Consider the following 20,816-nt stretch of genomic DNA (forward strand, 5'->3'; position numbering starts at 1 on the left):
GGCTTCATGCACGGCGGTGCTGGGCCAGCACGCTGGCCATTTGTTCTACGGTCAGCCCGCTCAGGGTCTGCGCGGTGAGTTCGTCAAAGCAGTGAAAACGCTCCTCCACCGCCATCAGAAAGCCCACCACGCTGAAGGAGTCGATCTGTTCAAACAGGGGGCGATCGGCCAGCAGCTCGGTTTTGCCCTCTTCACGCAGGTAATCTGCGATCCAGCTGCGGATTTCTTCCATTTTCTTTCCTTATTGTTAGCGACAGTGGCAATACTCCCTGCCGTGCCGCTCAGGGCAGCTGTACCGAGCGTATGCCCATGCTGACATAGCGGCCACCAGCAGCCACCTTGTCCTTGATCACGCAGCCCACCCCGATGGAGCAGTTTGGCCCCACATCGGCGCCGGGCAGGATGACGCATTGGGCACCGAAAATGGTATGTGCGCCAATCAGCACATCCCCCTCTACCTTGTTGCGCGGGCCATCCGCCTGCTGCTGGTAATCGTCGCTCTTGGTAAACACACTGACATGGGTGGAAAAGCCAACGCCCTCTTTCAGCACGATGCGCCCGCCAGTTCCGCCCAGGAAACAGAAGGGCGAGATATGGGTATGCGGACCAATCTCCACCCGGCCAGTGAGAATGGCAAAGTCGTCAATACGCGCACCATCGCCAATGCTGCCGTCAATGACATAGAACACGGCGCGGCGTGATACCCGCACCCCCTCGCCCACCGTATGAAAGCCGATGGCCAGCAGCTCTTCCCGACTAAGCAGTTCCATGGGCACGCTTAGATGAACAGGTCGAAATCGGACACGGTATCCACCACCTCTCCTGCCGCCATGCGTTCCAGCAGCAGATTGGACTCGTGGCGGATGCAGTGGAAGGTACAGTGCCGGGCCGGATCAACCCGGTTCATCACAGTCTTGCGCCGGTCGCCTTGCCATAGTTCCTCCAGCGAAACCTTGGCGATATCGCCAATGCGCATGTTGAGGTTGCCGCGATGATAGGGGCAGACATAAGCACCGCTAGGCGTAATCACCGTGCGTAGTTCCGCGGTGAGACAACGGTTGTAGGACTTCACCTGGGTACCCACGCCGCGCAAGGCTTCTTCCAGCGTAAACGGTGCAATGATCTTGAAATTGTCGTCGGCCAGTTCGTGGATGGCCTTGAGGTTACGGTTAACCAGATCCACCACCGACAGATCCTGCTGCTGCAGGAAGTGCATCATGTCAAAGGCAGGTTTGACCTCGAAATAGTCACAACCGATATCCTTGGCCAGCTGTGCTGCCTTTTCGATATCCACTGCATTGGTGCGGTGCAGGCTGCCATCGGGATTGAACTTGGACAGCAGCAGGAAGGAATAACCCAGCAAACCCTTCTTGCTGGCAGCCATCTGGCGCATATTGTCGATGACAAGATTGAACTGCGACTTGCCGCTGGCATGAGGACGGAACTCGGCAAATACTTCCTCGCTACCGGCATCCACCGACACCCGCAGCCAGCTGGTCATGTTGATGCACTGGTCCATATAGCGCGGCATCAGGGTTCCATTGGTGGTTACCCCCACCTTGATGCCAGCCTGGTAGAGCGACTCGACCAGCGCGCCAAACTTTGGATGCGCCATTGGCTCGCCGCCGCCAATCAGCACCACGGCACGGACGCCATGCTGGGCAAACTCCTCGGCCAGCCTCATCAGGCGCTCGTTGTCGATACCACCCTGATTGAGCAAGTTGGCACTGATGCAATCATGGCAAGCCAGATTACAGGCAGTGGTGGGATCAAGCTCCACCACAAAAGGTGCGCTATTGCTCTTGTTCCACAGGAATTTGTTGATGAACTCCTGTACGGATTCCTGCTTCAGCTTTTCAACCAGCGACAGCGGGCGCGAAATCTGACCCATGAATTCACTCCTCGATAGACCCGGGCACCATGTTGCCGCAACGGCCGGCAGTCCCGGGGCGTGTTTCCCGTGCGGCGCACGAGCCACGTTTGTTCAGTAAATGATGGCTGACTTGGGCAGGGAGTAAGTGTCCAGCGCACGCACGCCCCCCTCGCGCCCAACCCCGGAATCGGCAAAGCCGCCAACCGGCAGCTCGGGCAGCCAGAACTCCGGGTTGGCGTTGACCCATATCCGCCCGGCGCGCAACTGCCGCACCACCTGTAACGATGTTTTGCTTGCTGCCGTCCATACATAAACGGCCAGCCCATACTGGTTATCGGCAACAATGGCATTAAATTGACTGGCAGCCACGCGACAGATGGTGATCACCGGGCCAAAAATCTCCTGCCGACGCAATGCCGACGCTGCAGCAACATGGTCAATCAGCACCGGGCCCAGATATTGCCCGGGGCCATCCAACCGTGAACCGGGCAGCAAGCTGCCGCCCTCTGCCAGCCCGGCCTGCAGCAGCGACTGGATGCGCTGCTTGTGTCCAGAGGTGATCATGGGCTGCAAACCATACGGTTTTTCATCCATTGCGCTATCAGGATGACGGCGCTGCAAGGCCAGCTGCAGCTCGGCAACAAAGGCATCTGCCACGGCGGGATCAACCAGCACATGGGTGCCGGCAATGCATGCCTGGCCACCATTGCGCAATGCGCCGGCAATCACGCCATCGGCTGCAGCGGCCAGATCTGCATCCGGATACACCAGTACCTGGTTGTTTCCACCCAGTTCGGCACTCACCCGCTTGCCACAGGCCACGGCCGCCGACTCAATGGCCCGACCGCTGGCGGTGGAGCCGACAAAGGCAATCATGTCCACTGCCGGATGCGTGGTCAGCCCACGCCCCACCTCACTGCCAACGCCATACAGCAGCTGCACCACATCCGCCGGGAACAAAGGATTTTGCTGCAAATGCGCCACCAGCATGGCCAGCGATCCCACCGCCAGTTCGCTGGGTTTGAGCACCACGCAGCAACCCGCAGCCAAGGCAAATGGCATGCGCTCTGCGGTGGTGATCAGGGGGTAATTCCAGGGCACGATCAACCCGACCACGCCCATAGGCTCGCGCAAGGTCAGCGCCAGGCCGGTGTCCATGGAGCTGCCAAGCGTCTCGGTATGCTCCACCCGTGCCAGCGCCGCCGCATATTCCCATAGTGCAGCAGCGCCCTCCACTTCACCCTTGGCCCCGGCAAGTGATTTGCCGGTATCTGCGGCCTCCGCTGCCGCATAGACGGCAAGATTGGCCCGCAAATGCTGTGCCACGCTGTTTAGAGCCTGGCTGCGGCAGGCTGCAGGCAGGCTGCGCCAGTGTTGGAAGAAAGCCTGCCGTGCGCGCTGGCAGACCTCGTCAAGCTGTGCGGCATCGGCACAGGGGTAGTGGGCCACGGCTTGGCCACTGCACGGGTCAAACGTGGTCAGAACATGCGCTGTCATTGCACCGCCTGATAGCTGATCAGCCGCTTGATCGGCTTGCCGGAGGCTGTGCGTGGAATGCTGTCCACCGCATGCACCTGATCTGGCCGCTGTACTTGCGGCAAGTTGCTATTGAACAGGCGGATCAAGGCATCACGCACTGCCTCGGCATTGCCACCGGCCTGCAGAATGAAAAACACGTCGTAGGTTTCACCCCAGAACAGATCAGGCTTGCCCACCGCATAGCACTCTTCACACAGCCCAGTGGCATGTACCATGTCCTCGATTTCCGACAGGCTGATCAATTCCCCGCCCTTCTTGATGGAATCCTTACGCCGGCCAGAGACAAACAGTTCGTCCTGCTCCAGCTGCCCAAGATCGCCAGTCCGGAACGGCGTGTTGCGATCAAACAAGTCGATATGCCCCTCGGCCCCCAGATATCCCAGCGCCATATAGGGCGATAGCACCAGCAGTTCGCCATCGGCTGCGGCGTCGATACTTACTTGTACGCCGGACATCACCTGGCCCACGGAAAAGGCAGCCGTCTCCTTGCCACCTATGGTGAAGGAACCACCCAGCTCGGTAATACCAAAGCAGGGGCGGATGCCAACGCCCATTACCTGCATGAACTCATCCTTGATGGCCGGGTACAAAATGGAGCTGGTGGAAATCACGCTGGCCTGCCTGAGCGGTGCCAAGTCGGCCTTGAAGAATTTGTAGGTCTTGCTCAGCGACGCCGCCATGGTGGGTGACAGATACAGATAATCCGGCTGGTAACGGGCCATATCCTCCCAGAAACCACCGATTGCTCGAGCCGAAAAACGTGGGCAGACCGCAATACGTCCACCGGTCACCAAGGGGCAGGCAAACAGGTTGAACAAGCCTGCGTTGTAGAACATCGGCCAGTTGTGCAAGGTAAGCTGGCCTGGCTGCTGGCCCACCGCACCGGCAAAAGCGGCTGCCGCGCTGAAGAAATTACCCAGGGACTGGACAATGCCCTTGGGTGCGCCGGTGGTACCCGACGAAAACACCACCAGGAAAGGTACATCCAGCCCCCCCTGTGCCACGCAGTCCGGCACGCTGTTATCCAGCGCATAGGCCAGTTGATCGTAAGAGGTGATGCTCAGGGCGGCCTTCACCACCTGACGGGTCTTGTTCAGCTGCTCGACACTGATTTCCGGATCAACCGGGCAGGCCGTCATGCCGCCCAGTGCCAGTGCCAGCATCAGCTCCAGATATTCCGGGCGGTTTTCCAGGCCGATGACGATGCGATCGCCATGGCGCGCCCCCTGCTGCACCAGATGATTGAGCAGACGCAGTGACCGGTCGAAAAACTTGCCGTAGCTGATGGATTCATCACCATAAAGGATCAGCGGCTGATCACAACGCGGGGCAAAGATGGCGTCAAAAAAATCATAGCGTACCGAGGACATGAGGCTCTCCGGAAAATAGGTACAGGCAGCGAAACCGGGGCATGATCACACAGAGGGGCTGGCAGACAGCAAGGCCAGCAATACCGCGGTGACATCATTCATCCCCGCCTCCGCCGTGGCCGGGTCGAAATCGACAGTAGCCGTTCCGCCCTTGCCTGCCGCCCAGTTCACTACCAGGCACAGGTGGGCGTAAGGCAGGTTTATCTCGCGGGCCAGGCAGGCTTCCGGCATGCCGGTCATGCCGACAATATCGGCACCATCACGCTCCAGCCTGAGAATTTCCGCTGCCGTCTCCAACCTGGGACCCTGGGTGCAGGCATAAATGCCCTGGTTCACTGCGGGCTTGCCGGTGGCGCTGACCGCCTCTATCACCTTGCTGCGCAGGCAGTCGTCATAGGGGTTGCTGAAGTCGACATGTACCACCGGCCGCTCCGGGCCATCAAAGAAAGTGTGCTTGCGGCCCCAGCTGTAATCGATGATGTTGTCCGGCACCACCAGCGTTCCCGGCCCCATGTCGGCACGGATGCCGCCAACCGAGCCAATGGACAGGATGCCCTTCACGCCCTGGTTGTGCAGCGCCCAGATATTGGCGCGGTAGTTGATTTCGTGCGGTGCCAGTGAGTGGCCGTGGCCGTGACGGGCGATGAACACCACGTTCTGCTGGCCGATATGGCCGAATGTTAATGCGCAGGATGGGTCGCCATAAGGCGTTCTCACCACCTGACGGTGGGTCACTTCCAGAACGGGCAGCTTGGCTAGACCGCTGCCCCCGATAATGGCCAACATAGTCGGTCCCCCTTGTAATGGCACGGCAGCGATGCAAACGCCATGCAGCTTGGTTTTACTCGCATTATGGCTGAATCGGACGAGGGGATAAATTGCTTTATCCGGCTGACGGATATTTCCAGCGGCAAGGCAATCCGGCCGACCAAGGGATAAGGCTGAAGCAGACCGGCAGTCAGTTCACTGATCAGAGCCCCGCCACAGCAGCCAGCCGGCAACCATGACAATCAGCAAGGCAATTGCCTTGCCGACCCAGGCGGTCCAGTGCTGACCGGTTTCCAGACAGGCTTCGGCCGGATTGGCCGGGTTGTAATACACCCGCACCTGCGCGCCTGCCGGATAGCGCGCCAGGATGTCGGCTACCTCCTGCTGGCTGCGGCTGTAGCCCGGATTGGGAAAGCGGCGGTTGGCGGATTGGTAATCCCGGCCCTGCACCTGATACTGGTAACGGATGTGCGGGAAATACTCCCAGGTATTATCGCGGTCTCCGCCGGCATTCACCTGCCGTTGTTCCAGCCGGCTTTCCTGCACACTGCCCACCGCACTGGGCCAGCCGGATGAAGCGTCACCCTTGGCCCCTAGCCACCACAGGTAGGCAAACGCCACCAGCCCGGCCAGCAGCATCAGACACTGCAGTAGTTTTTCAACCATGCGCGGCCACCCGGTGGCGACGTCCATGACGCCAGCGCTGCAATAGCCGGTCCAGCAATGCCCAGCCAAACAAGGTACTGAGCGCTCCCAGGATGAACTGACCGCTGCCGATGCTGCTGTCCCCTTCGCGGATCAGCACCGCACGGCCCGGCTCCTGCGGATTGAAGTACACCACCACGGCTTTGCCTGCCGGAAAACGGCGGGTGATATCTTCGGCACTGCTGTGATCGCCAGGCAAAGCCGTGGCAAGGGCATACAGCTGATCTGCGTGATATACCTCGCCATTAACGGTGTACAAGTACTGCACATAAGGCTCCCAGCGTATCTGGTCCGGGTGGTTTTCCGGACTGATGACCAGAATGCGACTGGACTCCACATGACCCGGCGCAGCCTGCCAGTGACGGGCACTGTGAGCCGGATCCAGCATCAGGCTGACCAGCCCGGACAGGCTGAGCAAGAAAGCCAGCATCAGGACAGAAGTTTGCCAACGGGGAGAAAGATGCATAGTGGAAGGAATCTAGACGGCAATGCCGTGGCTCTCGAACCAGGTGGCAAGAATGGCCTGGGCGGCTACCTGATCCAGCGCCGGCTTTTGCTTGCGGCCACGCACACCGGCCTCGGCCAGCATGGATTCGGCAATCACCGAGGTCAGGCGCTCATCCACCAGCCACACCGGCAGGCCAAAGCGCCCTTTCAGCCGATTGGCAAAGCGCCGCGCCAGCTGGGTCATCTGATGTTCGGTATCGTCCTGGTGCATGGGCAGACCTACTACCAACTGGGCCGGACACCACTCTTCAATCAGCTTGCCGATGGCGGCAAAGCGGGCATCGGTGATTTCGGTATCGATGGTCAGCAGCGGATGGGCGATGCCCAGCATGGTTTCACCCATGGCCACGCCAATGCGCCGCTCGCCAAAATCAAAAGCCAGTACCGTTCCCTCAGGCATGACCGACATCTCCGGACAGCAAGGATGGGTCAAAACCCAGCAAGGCCATGGCGGCGTCGTAGCGGGACTCTGCCGGCAGATCAAACAGAATGGCCGGATCGGCCTTGACGGTAAGCCAGCCGTTGTCGCTGATTTCCTGCTCCAGCTGTCCTGCCGACCAACCTGCATAGCCCAGGGTAATCAGCATGCGCACAGGACCCCGACCTTCAGAAACGGCAATCAGCACATCCTTGGAGGTGGTGAGGGCCATGTCGTCCTTCACCACCAGGCTGGACTGCCAATGCCCGGCGGGCGCATGCAGCACAAAGCCCCGGTCCGGCTGGACTGGTCCACCAAAAAACACTGACTCGCCACGCAAGGGATCGATATCCAGCGGCAGGTCGATCTGGTCGAACAGCTGCGCCATGGCGATGCCGGAAGGCTTGTTGACAATCAGGCCCATGGCCCCGTGATCGCCATGCTCGCACAGGTAGACCAGCGCGCGCGCAAACAGGGGGTCTGCCATATTGGGCATGGCAATCAGAAAGTGATCGGTAAGCGATAACGGTTCCATATGGGCATTATGGCACAACAAATCTGACAAAAGTTCTTGCAGCCCGGCACTGTCTCACCCTGCTTGTCCTGCAGCAAAAGCAAACAAAATCCGCCACCCTGATAAAATGCCGCCGTTGCTTTACTTTACCTTGCGAGAACACCTTGCGCCTCACCCACGTCAAACTGTCCGGCTTCAAGTCCTTTGTCGACCCCACCAGCATTCCGGTCCCCGGCCAGTTGGTGGCGGTAATCGGCCCCAATGGCTGTGGCAAATCCAATGTGATTGACGCGGTGCGCTGGGTGCTGGGCGAATCCAGCGCCAAGCAACTGCGCGGCGAGTCGATGCAGGACGTGATTTTCAACGGCTCCTCCACCCGCAAACCGGTCAGCCGCGCCTCGGTAGAGCTGGTATTCGATAATGCAGATGGCCAGCTCACCGGGCCGTGGGGCCAATATGCCGAGGTGGCCATCAAACGCGTGCTGACCCGGCAAGGCGAATCCAGCTACTACATCAACAACCAGCAAGTGCGCCGCCGCGACATTACCGACCTGTTCCTCGGCACCGGCGTCGGTGCGCGCGGCTACGCGGTGATCGAACAAGGCATGATTTCGCGCATCATCGAAGCGCGGCCGGAAGAACTGCGCGCCTATCTGGAAGAAGCCGCCGGGGTGTCCAAGTACAAGGAACGCCGCCGCGAAACCGAACACCGCATTGCCGACACCCGCGCCAACCTGGAGCGCATCGAAGACCTGCGCCAGGAACTGGAACGCCAGGTAGAGCGCCTGAGCGAGCAAGCCGAAGTAGCCGCCCAGTACCACGACCTGCGCGGCACCCTCACCCACAAGCAGAACCTGCTGGCGCTGGCCCGGCGCGAAGAAGCCAGCCGCAACGAAGCCCATGCCCGCGCCGAGCTATCGCGCATTGAAACCGAAGAAGCATCCATGGAAGCGGCGCTCACCCATCTGGATACCGAACTGGAAACGGTGCGCGAAAGCCATTATGCCGCCAGCGACGCGGTGCACGAAGCGCAGCAGCGCCTGTTCGAAGCCAATGCCGCACTGGCACGACTGGAAGAACAGCAACGCCACCGCCAGCAAAACCATGTACGTATCGAACGCGAACTGGCCACCACCCGCAATGAACGCCAGCAACTGGCAGAAAACCGCCACCAGGCTGGCATGGAGCTGGACGACTGGCTTCCCCGGCGCGAAGAAGCGCAAATGCGGCTGGAAGAAGCGCAGATGGCACTGGAGGACGGTGCCGACCTGCTTCCCGCAGCCGAAGCCGGATTCCGCGCCAAGGATCAGCAACAAGCACAACTACTGGCCCAGCAGGCCAACCTTACCCGCGAACGCGACCTGGCCCGGCAAAAGGTGGAACACCAGCGCCGCGCACTGGAACAACTGGCCAGCCGCCAGCAAGCCCTGCACAGAGAACTGACCGAACTGAACCTGCCGGATCACGCCCAGCAAGCCGCCGCCCAGGCCGAAGTAGAACGCGCCCGCTCCGCACTGGAGGCCGTGCGCGCCCGCGTGGTGGCCGATGAAGCCAAGCTGGCCGACCTGGCCTCGGAACGGGAAAAACTGGACGAACAACTGGCCAGCCAGCGCGCCGAACTTGCGCGCGCCGAAGCCGAAGTCGCCGCGCTGACGGCAGTGCTGGCACGCGAAGCTGCCGGCGAGAAGCTGGGCGACTGGCTGCATCAGCAAGGACTGGCAGATACCCCGCAGCTATGGCAGGCGGTACAAGTTGCGCCGCAGTGGCAGACCGCGCTGGAAGCCGTGCTGGGCGAGCGGCTGAGCGCCCGTGCCGCACAGGGCGTTCAGCCTCCCCCTGCCGCGCTAACCCTGGTGGATGGCCAGCGCCCGCCAGCCGCCGCGCCGACACAGGACTGGCCACGCCTGCTCGACCAGCTCAGCGCCAGCGCCCCGTTCGATGCCGCCCTGGCCGACTGGCTGGACGGCGTCTACCTGGCGGAAGACCTGGCCCAGGCCATCCGCCGCCGTGGCCAACTGCAGGCCGGACAATGCCTGCTCACCCCGCAAGGCCATCGGGTCAGCGCCAGCAGCGTGTGCTTCTACAGTGCAGCCAGCGGCAGCGGCGTGATGGAGCGCAAGCAGCAACTAGACGCAGCCCAGGCACGCCAGCAACTGCTGCAGCCGGAGATAGACCGCCTGCAACAGCGCCGCGAATCGCTGCAAAGCATGAATGGCATGCTGGCCGAAGCCGTACGCGCACAAAAAGGCGCGCTCACCCGGCTGGAAGCAGAACTCAATGCCGTTACGCTGGAGCACGTCAAGCTAGACCAAGCCGCGCGCCAGGGTGCCGCCCGCCTGAGCTTCATCGAGGCCGAGCGCCAGCGTATGCAACAGGAACAGCAACACGCCCAGCTGGAAATAGAGGAAAGCGAGCTGTTAGGCGAAGAATCTGCCATGACGCTGGAAGAGCTGGCGGTACAGCTGGAAGAGGTAAGGCTGGATCGGCTGAACGCCGAAACCGGGCTGCAACTGGCGCGCAACAAAACGCGCGATGCCGAGCGCCAGCTGCATGAAATCCGCCTGGAGCTACACACCGCCGAACAGAAAACCGCCGAACTGGCACGCCGCGCCAGAGAACTGGAAGAGCGTGACCAGCAATTGGCCGAACGGCTGGAAACCCTGGCCGAAGAAGCCGAAACAGTTGATGAAACCGTGCCGGAAGAAGCCATGCAACTGGCTATCGAACTGCGCGAGCAACATGAAGCGGCACTGGCCGCCACCCGCGACCAGCTAAATGGCCTAACCGAGCAGCTACGCCAGCTTACCCAACGCCAGCACGACATCAATTCTGCCCTGCCGGCGCTGCGCGAAGGACGCTCCGACTGGCTGCTCAAGCATCAGGAAGCCAGGCTGGCGATGGAGCGCTTTGCCGAAGAGCTGAAAGAAGCCCAGGCCGATGAAAGCGCACTGCTGGCCGATCTTACCGACGCCATCAAGCCCAATGCGCTGGCAGCGGAAATCGCCCGGCTGGCCCGGGCGCTGGAAGGGCTGGGTGCCGTCAATCTGGCAGCACTGGAAGAACTGGAAGAAGCCCGCAAGCGTGGAGAATACCTGGGCAGTCAGGCCGAAGACCTGAATCAGGCCATGGCCACGCTGGAAGAAGCCATCCAGAAAATCGACGGTGAAACCCGCCAGATGCTGCAAAGCACCTACGAAGCAGTCAATACCAAGATGCGCGAATTCTTCCCCACCCTGTTTGGCGGCGGGCGCGCCGAGCTGGTGCTGACCGGTGAAGATTTGCTGGACGCCGGAGTACAAATCATCGCCCAGCCGCCGGGCAAGAAAAACAGCACCATCCATCTGCTGTCCGGCGGTGAAAAAGCCCTGACCGCCATGAGCCTGGTGTTCTCGCTGTTCTCGCTCAACCCGGCACCGTTCTGCCTGCTGGACGAGGTGGATGCGCCGCTGGACGATGCCAACACCAGCCGCTTCTGCGATCTGGTGAAACAGATGTCAGAACGCACCCAGTTCCTCTATATTTCGCACAACCGCCTCACCATGGAAATGGCCGAGCAACTGGTGGGGGTGACCATGCAGGAACAGGGGGTCAGCCGCATCGTGGCGGTGGATATCGTGGAAGCCCTGAAGATGCGCGAAATTGCATGACGCATCTACGCAAGTTTCTGCGTAGCCCAGTTGATACATCGCAATCTATCCTCTGCTAGTGGCGCTCATACTGCGCGACTTGCAGCCAGACAGGCTGCGATTTTTCTTCCTTGGGGCCTCTGGCATGACCGTCAGCATCAAGCGCTGGGAGCCGGAAAACATCATTTTCTGGCTGACCCGCGGACGCAGGATTGCCAACCGCAACCTGCTGCTTTCCACCCTGGCACTACATCTGAACTTCAATGTGTGGATGATGTGGAGCATTGTCGTCAGCAATCTGCCGGCCGTCGGCTTTGCCATGACCGGCCAGCAGCAGTTTTTGCTGGTGTCCATTCCACCGCTGGTGGGGGCCATCATGCGGCTGTTTTACGCCTGCATCTGGAGCTGGGTGGGCGGCGGCACCTGGCTGGGCATTTCCACCCTGTTCCTGCTGATTCCGGCGCTAGGCGTCGGCTGGCTGGTACAGGACATCAGCGCGCCTTTCCCCTTGCTGTTGCTGGTGGCCGCCTGCTGCGGTATTGGCGGCGCCGCGTCGTCGTCACACTTATCCAACACCAGCTTTTTCTTTCCCAAATCGGCCAAGGGCTTTGCCATGGGCCTGAATGCGGGCCTGGGCAATCTGGGAGTTTCGGTGGTGCAGATCGTGGTACCGCTGGCCATTGCCGCTCCGCTGTTTGGCAGCCTGGCCGGCGAGCCGCAAATCTGGGGGCGTGGTGCCCAGGTACATCCCGTCTGGCTGCAAAACGCTGGCTATATCTGGATTCTGCCCATTCTGCTGATTGCCACCTTCTGCCTGCTGTATGCGCACGACCTGCCCAAGATGCGTCTGACCCTGCGCGACCAGTGGCTGATGATGAAGGAACGGCACACCTGGTATATCTGCCTGCTCTACCTCAGCAGCTACGGCACCTTCATCGGCTTTTCCGCAGCATTTCCGCTGCTGGCCCATGCACTGTTTCCGCTGGTAGATGCCACACCTTATCTGTTCATGGGTCCGATGATCTGCGCCCTGGCCCGCCCGATTGGCGGCTGGTGTGGCGACCGCATTGGCGGCGGCATCACCACCCTGGTGTGCAATCTGCTGATGGCCATCGGCACACTGGGCATTCTGGCCAGCCTGCCCGGTGATAACGACGGCGGCAGCTTCAGTCTGTTCCTGATTGCCTTTCAGCTGATTTTCTTTGCAGCAGGCGTGGGCAATGGCTCGTCCTACCAGCTCTCCCCCAAGGTATTCCTGATCGAAGCCGGACGACAGGCCAAGCTCAGCGGCGAAAGCGTGGCCGATGCCTACACACGAGGCGGCCGCCGCGGCGTGGCCGCGATGAGCATCAGTTCGGTATCTGCCACCCTGGGCGGTTTTTTCATTCCCAAGGCATTTGGCAGCGCGCTGGAGTGGTTTTCCAGCTTTGTCCCGGCCTTCATGTTGTTTCTGGCTTTTTATCTGGTCTCCATGGCAGTAGCATGGTGGCAATATGCCCGTCCCACAGCCAGCATGCGCTGCTGATGACTCATGAAATTGCACCTGACTGACACCTTGCCATCTTCCAGCCAGCCCCTATCCATTGCGCTGTTACTGTCCGGGCTGGTACACGTGGCCCTGCTGGCGATATTAATCAATATGCTGCTGGCAAAGCAGCCGACATTGCCGCTGCCCTCACTGCATTTACGATTGCTGCCCGCCAACCAATCAAATACGCATCCGCCAGTGATTATTCCCGCCAGGGCGGGCATGCCGACCGCAAAAACCGTTATCAAGCCATTGCGGCAGACAATGCTGTCTCGATCGCTGCCAAATCCGGCAGTGCAGTCACACGACACACCATCGCCCAGCCTGGGAGCAGGTGCAGCCACCGTACGGGCAGACACGGTCACCGCGACAAGCGGCAACAGCACCAACAGCTCACCGACCGGCATGGGCAGCAGCGACAATCAACCAGCCATCTATCACAGTGCTTACCTGCACAATCCGCAGGCACCATATCCCGAGCGCTCACGCGAGCTGGGTGAGCAGGGGCGCGTGCAGCTCAAGGTCCGCGTCAGTACCCAGGGCAAGGCGCTGCAGGTGGAAATCGTCAGTAGCAGCCACAGCCGCCGCCTGGACGAGGCGGCCCGTCTGGCAGTAGCAGAATGGCGCTTTCTGCCGGCCCGGCAAGATGGTGTTGCCATCGAATCCACCCTGCTGGTGCCAGTCAGCTTCGTGCTGTCACCCTGATATGTGAACACGACACATGGGGAGTCATCATAGAAAAAGCCCGCAGGATGCGGGCTTTTTCATTTGACTGGCTGATAACAGCTTACTGTGCCTTGACGGCTTCGATGGCCACTTTCAGGGTCACGTCGTCAGCAATGGCCGGCAGGAAGGTCTTCATGCCAAAGTCGCTACGCTTGATGGTGGTTTCAGCATTGGCACCGTAGGTTTCCTGGCCACTCATCGGGTTCTTGCCGCCACCGAAGTTGGTCACGGTCAGGGTAACCGGCTTGGTCACGCCCAGGATGGTCAGGTTGCCATTTACGGCGGTCAGCTTGTCACCGGCAAACTTCAGGTCGGTAGACTTGAAGGTGATGGTGGGGAACTGAGCCACATTGAAGAAATCCTTGCTCTTCAAGTGGGTATCGCGTGCAGCCAGGAAAGTCTGCAGCGAATTGGTGTCGATGGTGATATCGACAGAACCCTTCTTGGCTTCGGTATCAAGCACCACGGTACCTGCCGCCTTGGTAAAGGAACCGGACTGTACCGAGAAGCCAAGGTGGCGTACATCGTACTGGGCTACGGTGTGGGTCGGATCCACGCTGTAGCTAACCGGAGCAGCCAGGGCAGCACCAGCAAAGGCGGAAAACGCAACGGCGAACAGGGCTTTCTTCATCATGACTTCAACTCTCCAGAGTGTTTATTTGCCGGCCGGGATGGCCACTTTGAACTTGATTTGCACTTCGTCGGCCACCGTGCCGGTATCGGCCCAGTCACCCTCACCAATCTTGTAAGCCAGTCGCGATACCGGCAGCACGCCTTCCACCACGGTCAGCGTACCTTCCTGACGAGCCGTAAACGCTGCGCTCACATCACGGGTATTTCCCTTGATGCTCAGCTTGCCGGCAACCTGCAGCTTGCCGCCGCCCAGATTCTTGATGCTGCTGCTGACAAAACGCGCAGTGGGGAATTTGGCCACATTGAACCAGTCGGCCTTTTTCGCCTCGCCCACGGCTTCGGCGGTGGGCAGGCTGATGCTGGCGGTATCAATGCTGATATCAGCCTTGCCGGCTTCCGGTTTTTTCAGGTCAAGCACCACATTGCCGCTGAATTTTTTGAAGCTGCCAGTCACCGGCACATTCAGCTGCTTCATGGTGAAGTTGATCTGGCTCTTGCCTGCGTCCAGCGGAGCGGCCTGCAACAGGGGGGCTGCCAGCAGCAGCGCTACCGGAATCAGTTTCAGTTGTTTCATGCTTGTTCTCACTTGAGATATCGGTTTATTGACGCGGGCCACGCAGACTCATGCGATACAGCATGCCGTCCTTGTCAATGACATGGTGCTTGATAGCGGCAAGCACATGCCCCACAACACAGGCCGCCATGATCCAGTTCAGGGTTTCATGCACGCTTTTCAGCGTGGCGGCCAGCTGTTCGTCCTGGGCGATCAGATCCGGCAGTTGCACCAGTTTGAACAACACCACCGGGAAACCATAGGCCGAGCTCATCAGCCAGCCAGTCAGCGGCACGGCAAACATCAGCAGATACAAGGCCAGGTGGCCACCGTGCGCCAGCACCCGCTCAACGCCATTCATGTGCGCCGGCAATTCCGGCGGACGTTTCAGCACACGCACCAGCAGGCGAACTGCCACCAGTGCCAGCACGGTGATGCCTGCCCACTTATGCCAGGCAATATATTTGAACTTGGCCGGTGACAGCGGCATGCCGGCAACCACCAACCCCCAGATGAAGGTAGCGATGATCAGGGCAGCCACCAGCCAGTGCAGTACGATGGCAGGGACGGCATAACGTTCATTCGATTTCATGTTTCTTCTGCTCCAAAACCTGGTTAAAGGCTGCACGCAAACGCTCCAGTTGCTGGCAAAGCACATCCATGTCTGACGGCTCCAGCAAATCGAACGCCGTTTTCATATAGGCCAGATGTTCCGGAAAAACCTGCTGAAACAGGGCATCGCCTTGTGGCGTCAATGCCACCATCACGCTGCGGCGGTCTTGTTCCTGCGCACAGCGGCTGACAATGCCCTTTTCGATCAGGCGATCAATCACCCCGGTCAGTGTGCCCTTGGTGATCAGCGTTTTCTCCGACAACTCCTTGCAGCTCATGCCTGGGGTATTGCCCAGTGTCGCCACCACGTCAAATTGCGGCGGGGTGAGATCCATCTGCCGGATATGAAAAGCGGACAATTGCTCAAAGGCCTGGAATGTCCGGGCTAACTCGCGAATGACCGACAGAGACGGCTCCTTTTTTGCATGACTCATTGCGCCAACCTTTTGTTCGAACAATTATAGTTCGCATTAGAACAATATTGCAAGCCATACGAGAACAGTTCTCGTATCTGCTGACAAAAAACACACAAGTCTGCCATGACACAGGGCAAACCGCAGTTGACCAAGGCAAACGAAAATAATTCCCGCTATCTGTCAGGAAGCAGTAATTGGCGCTATTCTGAACAGAACCTCCCCCACCAAAGCAAGACCCTGGTGTCTTCTCATTCCGGTTGCTTGACATGAATATCCTGCAGGATCGCTTCGGCCGCAGCATCGACTACCTCCGCCTGTCAGTAACGGACCGTTGCGACTTGCGCTGCAGCTACTGCATTCCCAAGGGTTTCAAGGACTTCGAAGAGCCGGAAAACTGGCTGACTTTCGATGAAATCGAACGGGTGGTTGCCGCCTTTGCCCGGCTGGGTACACGCAGGGTCAGACTGACCGGCGGTGAACCCCTGCTGCGTCGCAACCTGCCCCAGCTGGCGGCCAGGCTCTCGACCCTGCCCGGCCTTGAGGACCTTTCACTCAGCACCAACGCCACCCAGCTGGCACGGCACGCAATTGCACTGCAAGCCGCAGGCGTAAAACGGGTGAATGTCAGCCTGGATTCGCTGCGCCGCGAATGCGTGAACAGCATTACCGGCCGTGACAGCCTGCCTCAGGTGATGGCCGGCCTGCAGGCCGCGCGGGATGCCGGCCTCTCGCCGATCAAGATCAATATGGTGGCGATGAAGGACATCAATGAAGCCGATATCGAAACCATGGTGGCTTTCTGTATTGAAAGCGGCTTCATCCTGCGCCTGATCGAAGCCATGCCCATGGGTGAGAGTGGTCGCAACACCAGTTTTCTGGATTTGCAGCCGGTGCTGGAACAATTGCGCCAGCGTTTTGGTCTGTTGCCACAGCACAGTGAACTGGGCGGTGGCCCGGCACGTTACTGGCGCAGCGTGGATGGCCGCTTCACCCTGGGACTGATCACCCCGATCTCCCAGCACTTTTGTGCCAGTTGCAACCGCGTACGTCTGTCAGTCGATGGCACGCTGTATATGTGCCTGGGCCAGGAAGAACGTTTCGAACTGCGCCCCCTGCTGCGGGCGGGCATTAGCGATACGCAACTGGAAATGGCCATACGCCAGGCCATCGAACTGAAGCCGGAACGCCACGAATTTCGCGAAAAGCCAGGCAAACTCATCCGCATTATGTCGATGACTGGCGGCTAATGCGCTCAAATGCTGCGACTTTGCGCCAGCAATAGCCTGCAACAGCCCGCTTTCGTTATACTATTGGCAAATTATTCGCCTTAACGCGGACGGCCTAATGAGCGAATTGCAGATCGGTGTACTGATATTGGGCGTGGCAGTGATCGCCCTGGTGTTCGGATTCAATGTTTTTCAAGAGTGGCGTTTTCGCAAGAAAACCAGTCAGGCCTTCGCGCGCCCTCATGACGACGTACTGCTGAACGTACCCAAAAACAATGTGCGGGATGGCGCGCGCCACGACCGGATGGAGCCGGTGCTGGCAGACAGCATCCACGTCCCTGCCGGCTATGACGATGAGCCGTTCGAACCGGAAATTCCGGAAGACACCTCATTGATCATGCCGCCACCGGTTGAACGCCCGGCCCCCATTCCCGAACCCATGCCGCTGTCGCCGCGCGAGGACGAAGACAACAACCAGTTCGAATCCGCCGATCACCAGGCGCTGGTTGCCGCCCTGCTGGACCCCTCGCTTGATTTCATTGCCGAGGTGGTGTTCCACGAACCGCACGAACTGGCAGCCATGCCGCGCTTCAATGTAGGCAAGCGCACCCATATCATTGGCCGTACCGAAAAGGGTCTGTGGAAACCGGCCGAAGCCCTGCCCGGCACCCGCTACAAGCAGATCAACATCGGCATGCAGATGGTGGACCGCAGCGGCTCGGTAACCGAGCAGGAACTGGCTGGCTTCTGCCAGCAGGTTTCACACTTTGCCGAAGAACACGATGCCGCCGTCAGCTTTCCGCAACGTCAGCAAAAGCTGGTAGCCGCACGCGAGCTGGACCGGTTTTGTGCCGATGTAGACGTGCTGATCGGCATCAATGTGGTTCCCCGCCAGGCGGTGGAAGGCACACGGCTGCGCAGCTTCGTGGAAGCCGGTGGCCTGCAGCTGGAGCCGGATGGTGCCTTCCATTACCTGGCGGATTCCGGCAACACCTTGTATTCGCTAATGGCCGCAGACCAGATGCCCTTCACCTTCCACACCTTGCTGGACAAGTCCTTCCCGGCCCTGACCCTGCTGTTTGATGTTCCGCGTGTAGCAGGCGGGGTAGAGGTTTTCGATCGCGCAGTACTGTTTGCCAAGCAACTGGCAGTGGAATTCGACGCACAACTGGTGGATGACAACCGCCGCGTACTGTCAGATGTAGGGCTGTCGCGTATCCGCGACCAGCTGGTTCATATTTACAGCAGCATGGACGACCGGGGCATTGCACCCGGCAGTGTTGCTGCACTCAGGCTGTTTGCCTGACACCCGCTGCACACAGGCCGGCATATGCCGGCCTTTTTCTGTTTGAGATCATGCAATGAGCACCAACGACCTTGCTTCCCATGCCAGCAGGCTGCGCCAGCTGCTGAGCCGCTACGGACATGAATACTACGTGCTGGATGCCCCCAGCGTGCCAGATGCCGAATACGACCGGCTATTCCGAGAATTGCAGCTACTGGAAGAGCATAACCCGGAACTGAAAACCCCGGACTCACCCACACTACGAATAGGCGGCAAGCCGCTGCCGGAATTCAGCCAGCTTACCCATAGCGTACCTATGCTGTCGCTGGGCAATGCCTTCTCCGACATGCAACAGGCCGAGTTCAGCCAGCGCCACGCCGAGCTGATCCAGTTTGACGAACGCATCCGCCGCGAGCTGGGCGAAACCACCATTGCCTACGCCACCGAGCCCAAGTTCGATGGCCTCGCCATCAGCCTGCTCTACCGCAACGGAGTGCTGGAGCAAGCCGCCACCCGTGGCGATGGCATTACCGGCGAGAACGTGACGGAAAATATCCGTACCATCCACGCCATCCCCCTCAGCCTGGAGCTGGAAAATCCTCCTGCTCTGCTGGAAGTACGCGGCGAAGTGCTGATGCTCAAGCGCGACTTCGAGCGCCTCAATACCGAGCAACTGGCGCGTGGCGACAAAAGCTTCGCCAACCCGCGCAATGCCGCGGCAGGCAGTCTGCGCCAATTGGATTCACGCATTACCGCACAGCGCCGCCTGTCGTTCTTCGCCTATGCCATCGCCCAAGTTGAGGGCGCCGCCTGGCCAACCACACATGCGGGGGAAATGGAATGGCTGCAACGACTGGGCTTCCCGGTAGTAGAACCGGCACTGCGCCCTGTAGTGGAAGGTGCTGCCGGCCTGGCCGCCTATTATGAAACCGTACTGCAACAACGGGCTGAGCTGCCGTTTGAAATCGATGGTGTGGTCTACAAGGTAAACAACCGAGCACTGCAGGACGAACTGGGCTTTGTCTCGCGCGCACCGCGCTGGGCCATTGCCCACAAGTTTCCGGCCGAAGAAGCGCTGACTCTGGTTGAAGCCATTGAGGAACAGGTTGGACGTACCGGTGCCATCACCCCGGTGGCACGCCTGCAGCCAGTGTTTGTTGGCGGCGTCACCGTAACCAATGCCACCTTGCATAATGAGGATGAAGTCCGTCGCAAGGATGTGCGTATCGGCGATACCGTCATCGTGCGCCGCGCCGGCGATGTGATTCCGGAAGTGGTATCCGTGGTACTAGAGCGCCGCCCCATGCAGCCAGCTACAGGAGGCGACCTGTTCAGCCAGGGCGAAGAGCCACAATACCCGGCCTATCGCCTGCCCACGCAGTGCCCGGTTTGCGGCAGCCATGTGGTGCGTGAAGAAGGCGAAGCCATTGCCCGCTGTTCCGGCGGTTTGTCCTGTCGCGCCCAGCGCAGCCAGGCTATTCAACACTTTGCCGGCCGCCGCATGATGGACATCGACGGGCTTGGCGAGCGCTACATCGACAAGCTGGTGGAATATGGCTACGTACGCAGCGTGGCCGACCTGTACTGCCTGTCCCTGGATAATCTGCTGGACATGAAACGCCGCGCCGACGAAGACGATGGCGTGACACCCGAAACCGTCAAGACCGGCAAGATAGCCAGCAAGTGGGCGGAGAACCTGCTGGAAGGCATTGCCGCCAGCCGTACTCCGCCACTGGCACGCCTACTATTTGCACTGGGTATTCGCCATGTTGGCGAGTCCACCGCCAAGACACTGGCTGACTGGCTGGGCTCGCTGGCGCTGATCCGCCATACGCCGGCAGCCCTGTTTGCCGCCCTGCCGGATATCGGTGCCGTGGTTGCCCAGTCACTGGCCGACTTTTTCGCCGAAGAAAACAATGAAGCCGCTCTGGATGCCCTGCTGCAACACGTCCAGCCGGTGGATGAACACCCGCCTTCAGCCAAACTGGCCGAACGCCTTGATGCCGCCGTATTGCTGGCACGACTGAATATTCCTCGCCTGACCGAGGTGCGCAGCCAGCAACTGGCAACACAAATCAGTGGCCTGGAGCAACTTGCTCGCATGGAGCGTCGCCAGCTGATGCTGCTGCAGCTACCCGCCGAAGTGGTAAACGCCCTGGCCGACTGGCTGGATCAGCCGGCACAGCGCAGCGCCTTACAACAGCTGGCCAGCCTGCGCGAAGAGATACTGGCCAGCCTTCCGCAGGAAACTGCAAGTGCGCACCCGCTGTTTGATGGCAAAACCTTCGTCCTCACCGGCACCTTGCCCACCCTGTCGCGTGATCAGGCCAAGGCCATGATCGAAGCCGCCGGTGGCAAGGTTTCCGGCAGCGTCTCCAAAAAAACCCACTTCGTCCTTGCCGGTGCAGAAGCCGGGAGCAAGCTGGCCAAGGCAGAAGAGTTGGGGATTGCCATTCTGGACGAAGCGGCCCTGCAAGCCATGTTGCAGCAAACGGCAGGCTGAAAGAAAGGCAAGGA

Annotated in this window: 20 protein-coding genes; 6 read left to right on the forward strand and 14 right to left on the reverse strand. The window is 60.0% G+C overall.

Features of this window, described 5'->3' with window-relative positions:
* Positions 1–4: 4 nt before the first annotated feature.
* From GSR16_RS17535 to GSR16_RS17580, 10 genes are all read right to left on the reverse strand, one after another.
* Complete coding sequence (locus GSR16_RS17535; RefSeq protein ID WP_159879669.1) at positions 5–232, reverse strand: hypothetical protein; 228 nt, start codon at positions 230–232, stop codon at positions 5–7.
* 49 nt (positions 233–281) lie between these two features.
* Entirely contained in the window at positions 282–770 is a 489-nt protein-coding gene (locus tag GSR16_RS17540; protein WP_159879671.1) for an acyltransferase, read from the reverse strand.
* An 8-nt stretch (positions 771–778) separates the two neighbouring features.
* Positions 779–1,891: a radical SAM/SPASM domain-containing protein gene (locus tag GSR16_RS17545; protein ID WP_159879673.1), complete on the reverse strand. Its 1,113-nt coding sequence runs from the start codon at positions 1,889–1,891 to the stop codon at positions 779–781.
* A 93-nt stretch (positions 1,892–1,984) separates the two neighbouring features.
* Entirely contained in the window at positions 1,985–3,370 is a 1,386-nt protein-coding gene (locus GSR16_RS17550; protein ID WP_159879675.1) for an aldehyde dehydrogenase family protein, read from the reverse strand.
* Complete coding sequence (locus GSR16_RS17555) at positions 3,367–4,782, reverse strand: class I adenylate-forming enzyme family protein (RefSeq protein ID WP_159879677.1); 1,416 nt, start codon at positions 4,780–4,782, stop codon at positions 3,367–3,369. The genes GSR16_RS17550 and GSR16_RS17555 overlap by 4 nt, the downstream gene beginning before the upstream one ends.
* A gap of 45 nt (positions 4,783–4,827) precedes the next feature.
* A complete protein-coding gene (locus tag GSR16_RS17560; protein ID WP_159879679.1) occupies positions 4,828–5,568 on the reverse strand; it encodes an S-methyl-5'-thioinosine phosphorylase in 741 nt (246 codons plus the stop codon).
* Positions 5,569–5,745: 177 nt separating this feature from the next.
* A complete protein-coding gene (locus GSR16_RS17565; protein WP_159879681.1) occupies positions 5,746–6,216 on the reverse strand; it encodes a DUF3592 domain-containing protein in 471 nt (156 codons plus the stop codon).
* Positions 6,209–6,685: a DUF3592 domain-containing protein gene (locus GSR16_RS17570; protein WP_159879683.1), complete on the reverse strand. Its 477-nt coding sequence runs from the start codon at positions 6,683–6,685 to the stop codon at positions 6,209–6,211. Before GSR16_RS17570 ends, GSR16_RS17565 begins: the two co-directional genes overlap by 8 nt.
* Before the next feature lie 48 nt (positions 6,686–6,733).
* A complete protein-coding gene (gene ruvX / locus GSR16_RS17575; protein ID WP_159879685.1) occupies positions 6,734–7,171 on the reverse strand; it encodes a Holliday junction resolvase RuvX in 438 nt (145 codons plus the stop codon).
* Positions 7,155–7,715 (reverse strand): YqgE/AlgH family protein, encoded by a 561-nt coding sequence (locus tag GSR16_RS17580; protein WP_159879687.1) that lies wholly within the window; start codon positions 7,713–7,715, stop codon positions 7,155–7,157. The genes ruvX and GSR16_RS17580 overlap by 17 nt, the downstream gene beginning before the upstream one ends.
* Before the next feature lie 143 nt (positions 7,716–7,858).
* Here GSR16_RS17580 and smc point away from each other — a divergent pair, with 143 nt between their 5' ends.
* The 3 genes from smc to GSR16_RS17595 all read left to right on the forward strand — a co-directional run bounded on the left by smc (position 7,859) and on the right by GSR16_RS17595 (position 13,553).
* Positions 7,859–11,341 (forward strand): chromosome segregation protein SMC, encoded by a 3,483-nt coding sequence (gene smc, locus GSR16_RS17585; protein ID WP_159879689.1) that lies wholly within the window; start codon positions 7,859–7,861, stop codon positions 11,339–11,341.
* Positions 11,342–11,465: 124 nt separating this feature from the next.
* A complete protein-coding gene (locus tag GSR16_RS17590) occupies positions 11,466–12,845 on the forward strand; it encodes an MFS transporter (protein ID WP_159879691.1) in 1,380 nt (459 codons plus the stop codon).
* A gap of 6 nt (positions 12,846–12,851) precedes the next feature.
* The gene (locus GSR16_RS17595) at positions 12,852–13,553 is read left to right on the forward strand and encodes an energy transducer TonB (protein ID WP_159879693.1); all 702 of its coding nucleotides are present in this window, start codon (positions 12,852–12,854) and stop codon (positions 13,551–13,553) included.
* 82 nt (positions 13,554–13,635) lie between these two features.
* On the opposite strand, the gene GSR16_RS17600 is transcribed toward GSR16_RS17595, so the two are convergent.
* Genes GSR16_RS17600 through GSR16_RS17615 form a run of 4 tightly spaced genes read right to left on the reverse strand, consistent with a single transcriptional unit; the run spans position 13,636 to position 15,806 of the window.
* Positions 13,636–14,208 carry a YceI family protein gene (locus GSR16_RS17600; protein ID WP_159879695.1) on the reverse strand — a complete coding sequence of 191 codons (573 nt, stop codon included), beginning with the start codon at positions 14,206–14,208 and terminating at the stop codon, positions 13,636–13,638.
* Positions 14,209–14,229: 21 nt separating this feature from the next.
* A complete protein-coding gene (locus tag GSR16_RS17605; RefSeq protein ID WP_159879697.1) occupies positions 14,230–14,781 on the reverse strand; it encodes a YceI family protein in 552 nt (183 codons plus the stop codon).
* Between the two features lie 25 nt (positions 14,782–14,806).
* Positions 14,807–15,352 carry a cytochrome b gene (locus GSR16_RS17610; protein WP_159879699.1) on the reverse strand — a complete coding sequence of 182 codons (546 nt, stop codon included), beginning with the start codon at positions 15,350–15,352 and terminating at the stop codon, positions 14,807–14,809.
* Entirely contained in the window at positions 15,339–15,806 is a 468-nt protein-coding gene (locus GSR16_RS17615; RefSeq protein ID WP_159879701.1) for a MarR family winged helix-turn-helix transcriptional regulator, read from the reverse strand. Before GSR16_RS17615 ends, GSR16_RS17610 begins: the two co-directional genes overlap by 14 nt.
* 254 nt (positions 15,807–16,060) lie before the next feature.
* Between GSR16_RS17615 and moaA the strand changes: the two genes are divergently transcribed.
* From moaA to ligA, 3 genes are all read left to right on the forward strand, one after another.
* Positions 16,061–17,035, forward strand: a complete 975-nt coding sequence (gene moaA, locus GSR16_RS17620; RefSeq protein WP_159880889.1) for a GTP 3',8-cyclase MoaA — start codon at positions 16,061–16,063, stop codon at positions 17,033–17,035.
* Positions 17,036–17,132: 97 nt separating this feature from the next.
* Positions 17,133–18,320 carry a cell division protein ZipA C-terminal FtsZ-binding domain-containing protein gene (locus GSR16_RS17625; protein WP_159879703.1) on the forward strand — a complete coding sequence of 396 codons (1,188 nt, stop codon included), beginning with the start codon at positions 17,133–17,135 and terminating at the stop codon, positions 18,318–18,320.
* A 55-nt stretch (positions 18,321–18,375) separates the two neighbouring features.
* Positions 18,376–20,802 carry an NAD-dependent DNA ligase LigA gene (gene ligA / locus GSR16_RS17630; protein WP_159879706.1) on the forward strand — a complete coding sequence of 809 codons (2,427 nt, stop codon included), beginning with the start codon at positions 18,376–18,378 and terminating at the stop codon, positions 20,800–20,802.
* Positions 20,803–20,816 lie beyond the last annotated feature (14 nt).

The sequence above is a fragment of the Aquitalea denitrificans genome, from assembly GCF_009856625.1.
In the GTDB taxonomy this organism is placed as follows: Bacteria; Pseudomonadota; Gammaproteobacteria; order Burkholderiales; family Chromobacteriaceae; genus Aquitalea; species Aquitalea denitrificans.

Coding starts and splice junctions, on each gene's coding strand:
- GSR16_RS17535 (WP_159879669.1), bottom strand. CDS start 232: ATGGAAGAAATCCGCAGCTGGATCGCAGATTACCTGCGTGAAGAGGGC.
- GSR16_RS17540 (WP_159879671.1), bottom strand. CDS start 770: ATGGAACTGCTTAGTCGGGAAGAGCTGCTGGCCATCGGCTTTCATACG.
- GSR16_RS17545 (WP_159879673.1), bottom strand. CDS start 1,891: ATGGGTCAGATTTCGCGCCCGCTGTCGCTGGTTGAAAAGCTGAAGCAG.
- GSR16_RS17550 (WP_159879675.1), bottom strand. CDS start 3,370: ATGACAGCGCATGTTCTGACCACGTTTGACCCGTGCAGTGGCCAAGCC.
- GSR16_RS17555 (WP_159879677.1), bottom strand. CDS start 4,782: ATGTCCTCGGTACGCTATGATTTTTTTGACGCCATCTTTGCCCCGCGT.
- GSR16_RS17560 (WP_159879679.1), bottom strand. CDS start 5,568: ATGTTGGCCATTATCGGGGGCAGCGGTCTAGCCAAGCTGCCCGTTCTG.
- GSR16_RS17565 (WP_159879681.1), bottom strand. CDS start 6,216: ATGGTTGAAAAACTACTGCAGTGTCTGATGCTGCTGGCCGGGCTGGTG.
- GSR16_RS17570 (WP_159879683.1), bottom strand. CDS start 6,685: ATGCTGGCTTTCTTGCTCAGCCTGTCCGGGCTGGTCAGCCTGATGCTG.
- ruvX (WP_159879685.1), bottom strand. CDS start 7,171: ATGTCGGTCATGCCTGAGGGAACGGTACTGGCTTTTGATTTTGGCGAG.
- GSR16_RS17580 (WP_159879687.1), bottom strand. CDS start 7,715: ATGGAACCGTTATCGCTTACCGATCACTTTCTGATTGCCATGCCCAAT.
- GSR16_RS17590 (WP_159879691.1), top strand. CDS start 11,466: ATGACCGTCAGCATCAAGCGCTGGGAGCCGGAAAACATCATTTTCTGG.
- GSR16_RS17595 (WP_159879693.1), top strand. CDS start 12,852: ATGAAATTGCACCTGACTGACACCTTGCCATCTTCCAGCCAGCCCCTA.
- GSR16_RS17600 (WP_159879695.1), bottom strand. CDS start 14,208: ATGATGAAGAAAGCCCTGTTCGCCGTTGCGTTTTCCGCCTTTGCTGGT.
- GSR16_RS17605 (WP_159879697.1), bottom strand. CDS start 14,781: ATGAAACAACTGAAACTGATTCCGGTAGCGCTGCTGCTGGCAGCCCCC.
- GSR16_RS17610 (WP_159879699.1), bottom strand. CDS start 15,352: ATGAAATCGAATGAACGTTATGCCGTCCCTGCCATCGTACTGCACTGG.
- GSR16_RS17615 (WP_159879701.1), bottom strand. CDS start 15,806: ATGAGTCATGCAAAAAAGGAGCCGTCTCTGTCGGTCATTCGCGAGTTA.
- GSR16_RS17625 (WP_159879703.1), top strand. CDS start 17,133: ATGAGCGAATTGCAGATCGGTGTACTGATATTGGGCGTGGCAGTGATC.
- ligA (WP_159879706.1), top strand. CDS start 18,376: ATGAGCACCAACGACCTTGCTTCCCATGCCAGCAGGCTGCGCCAGCTG.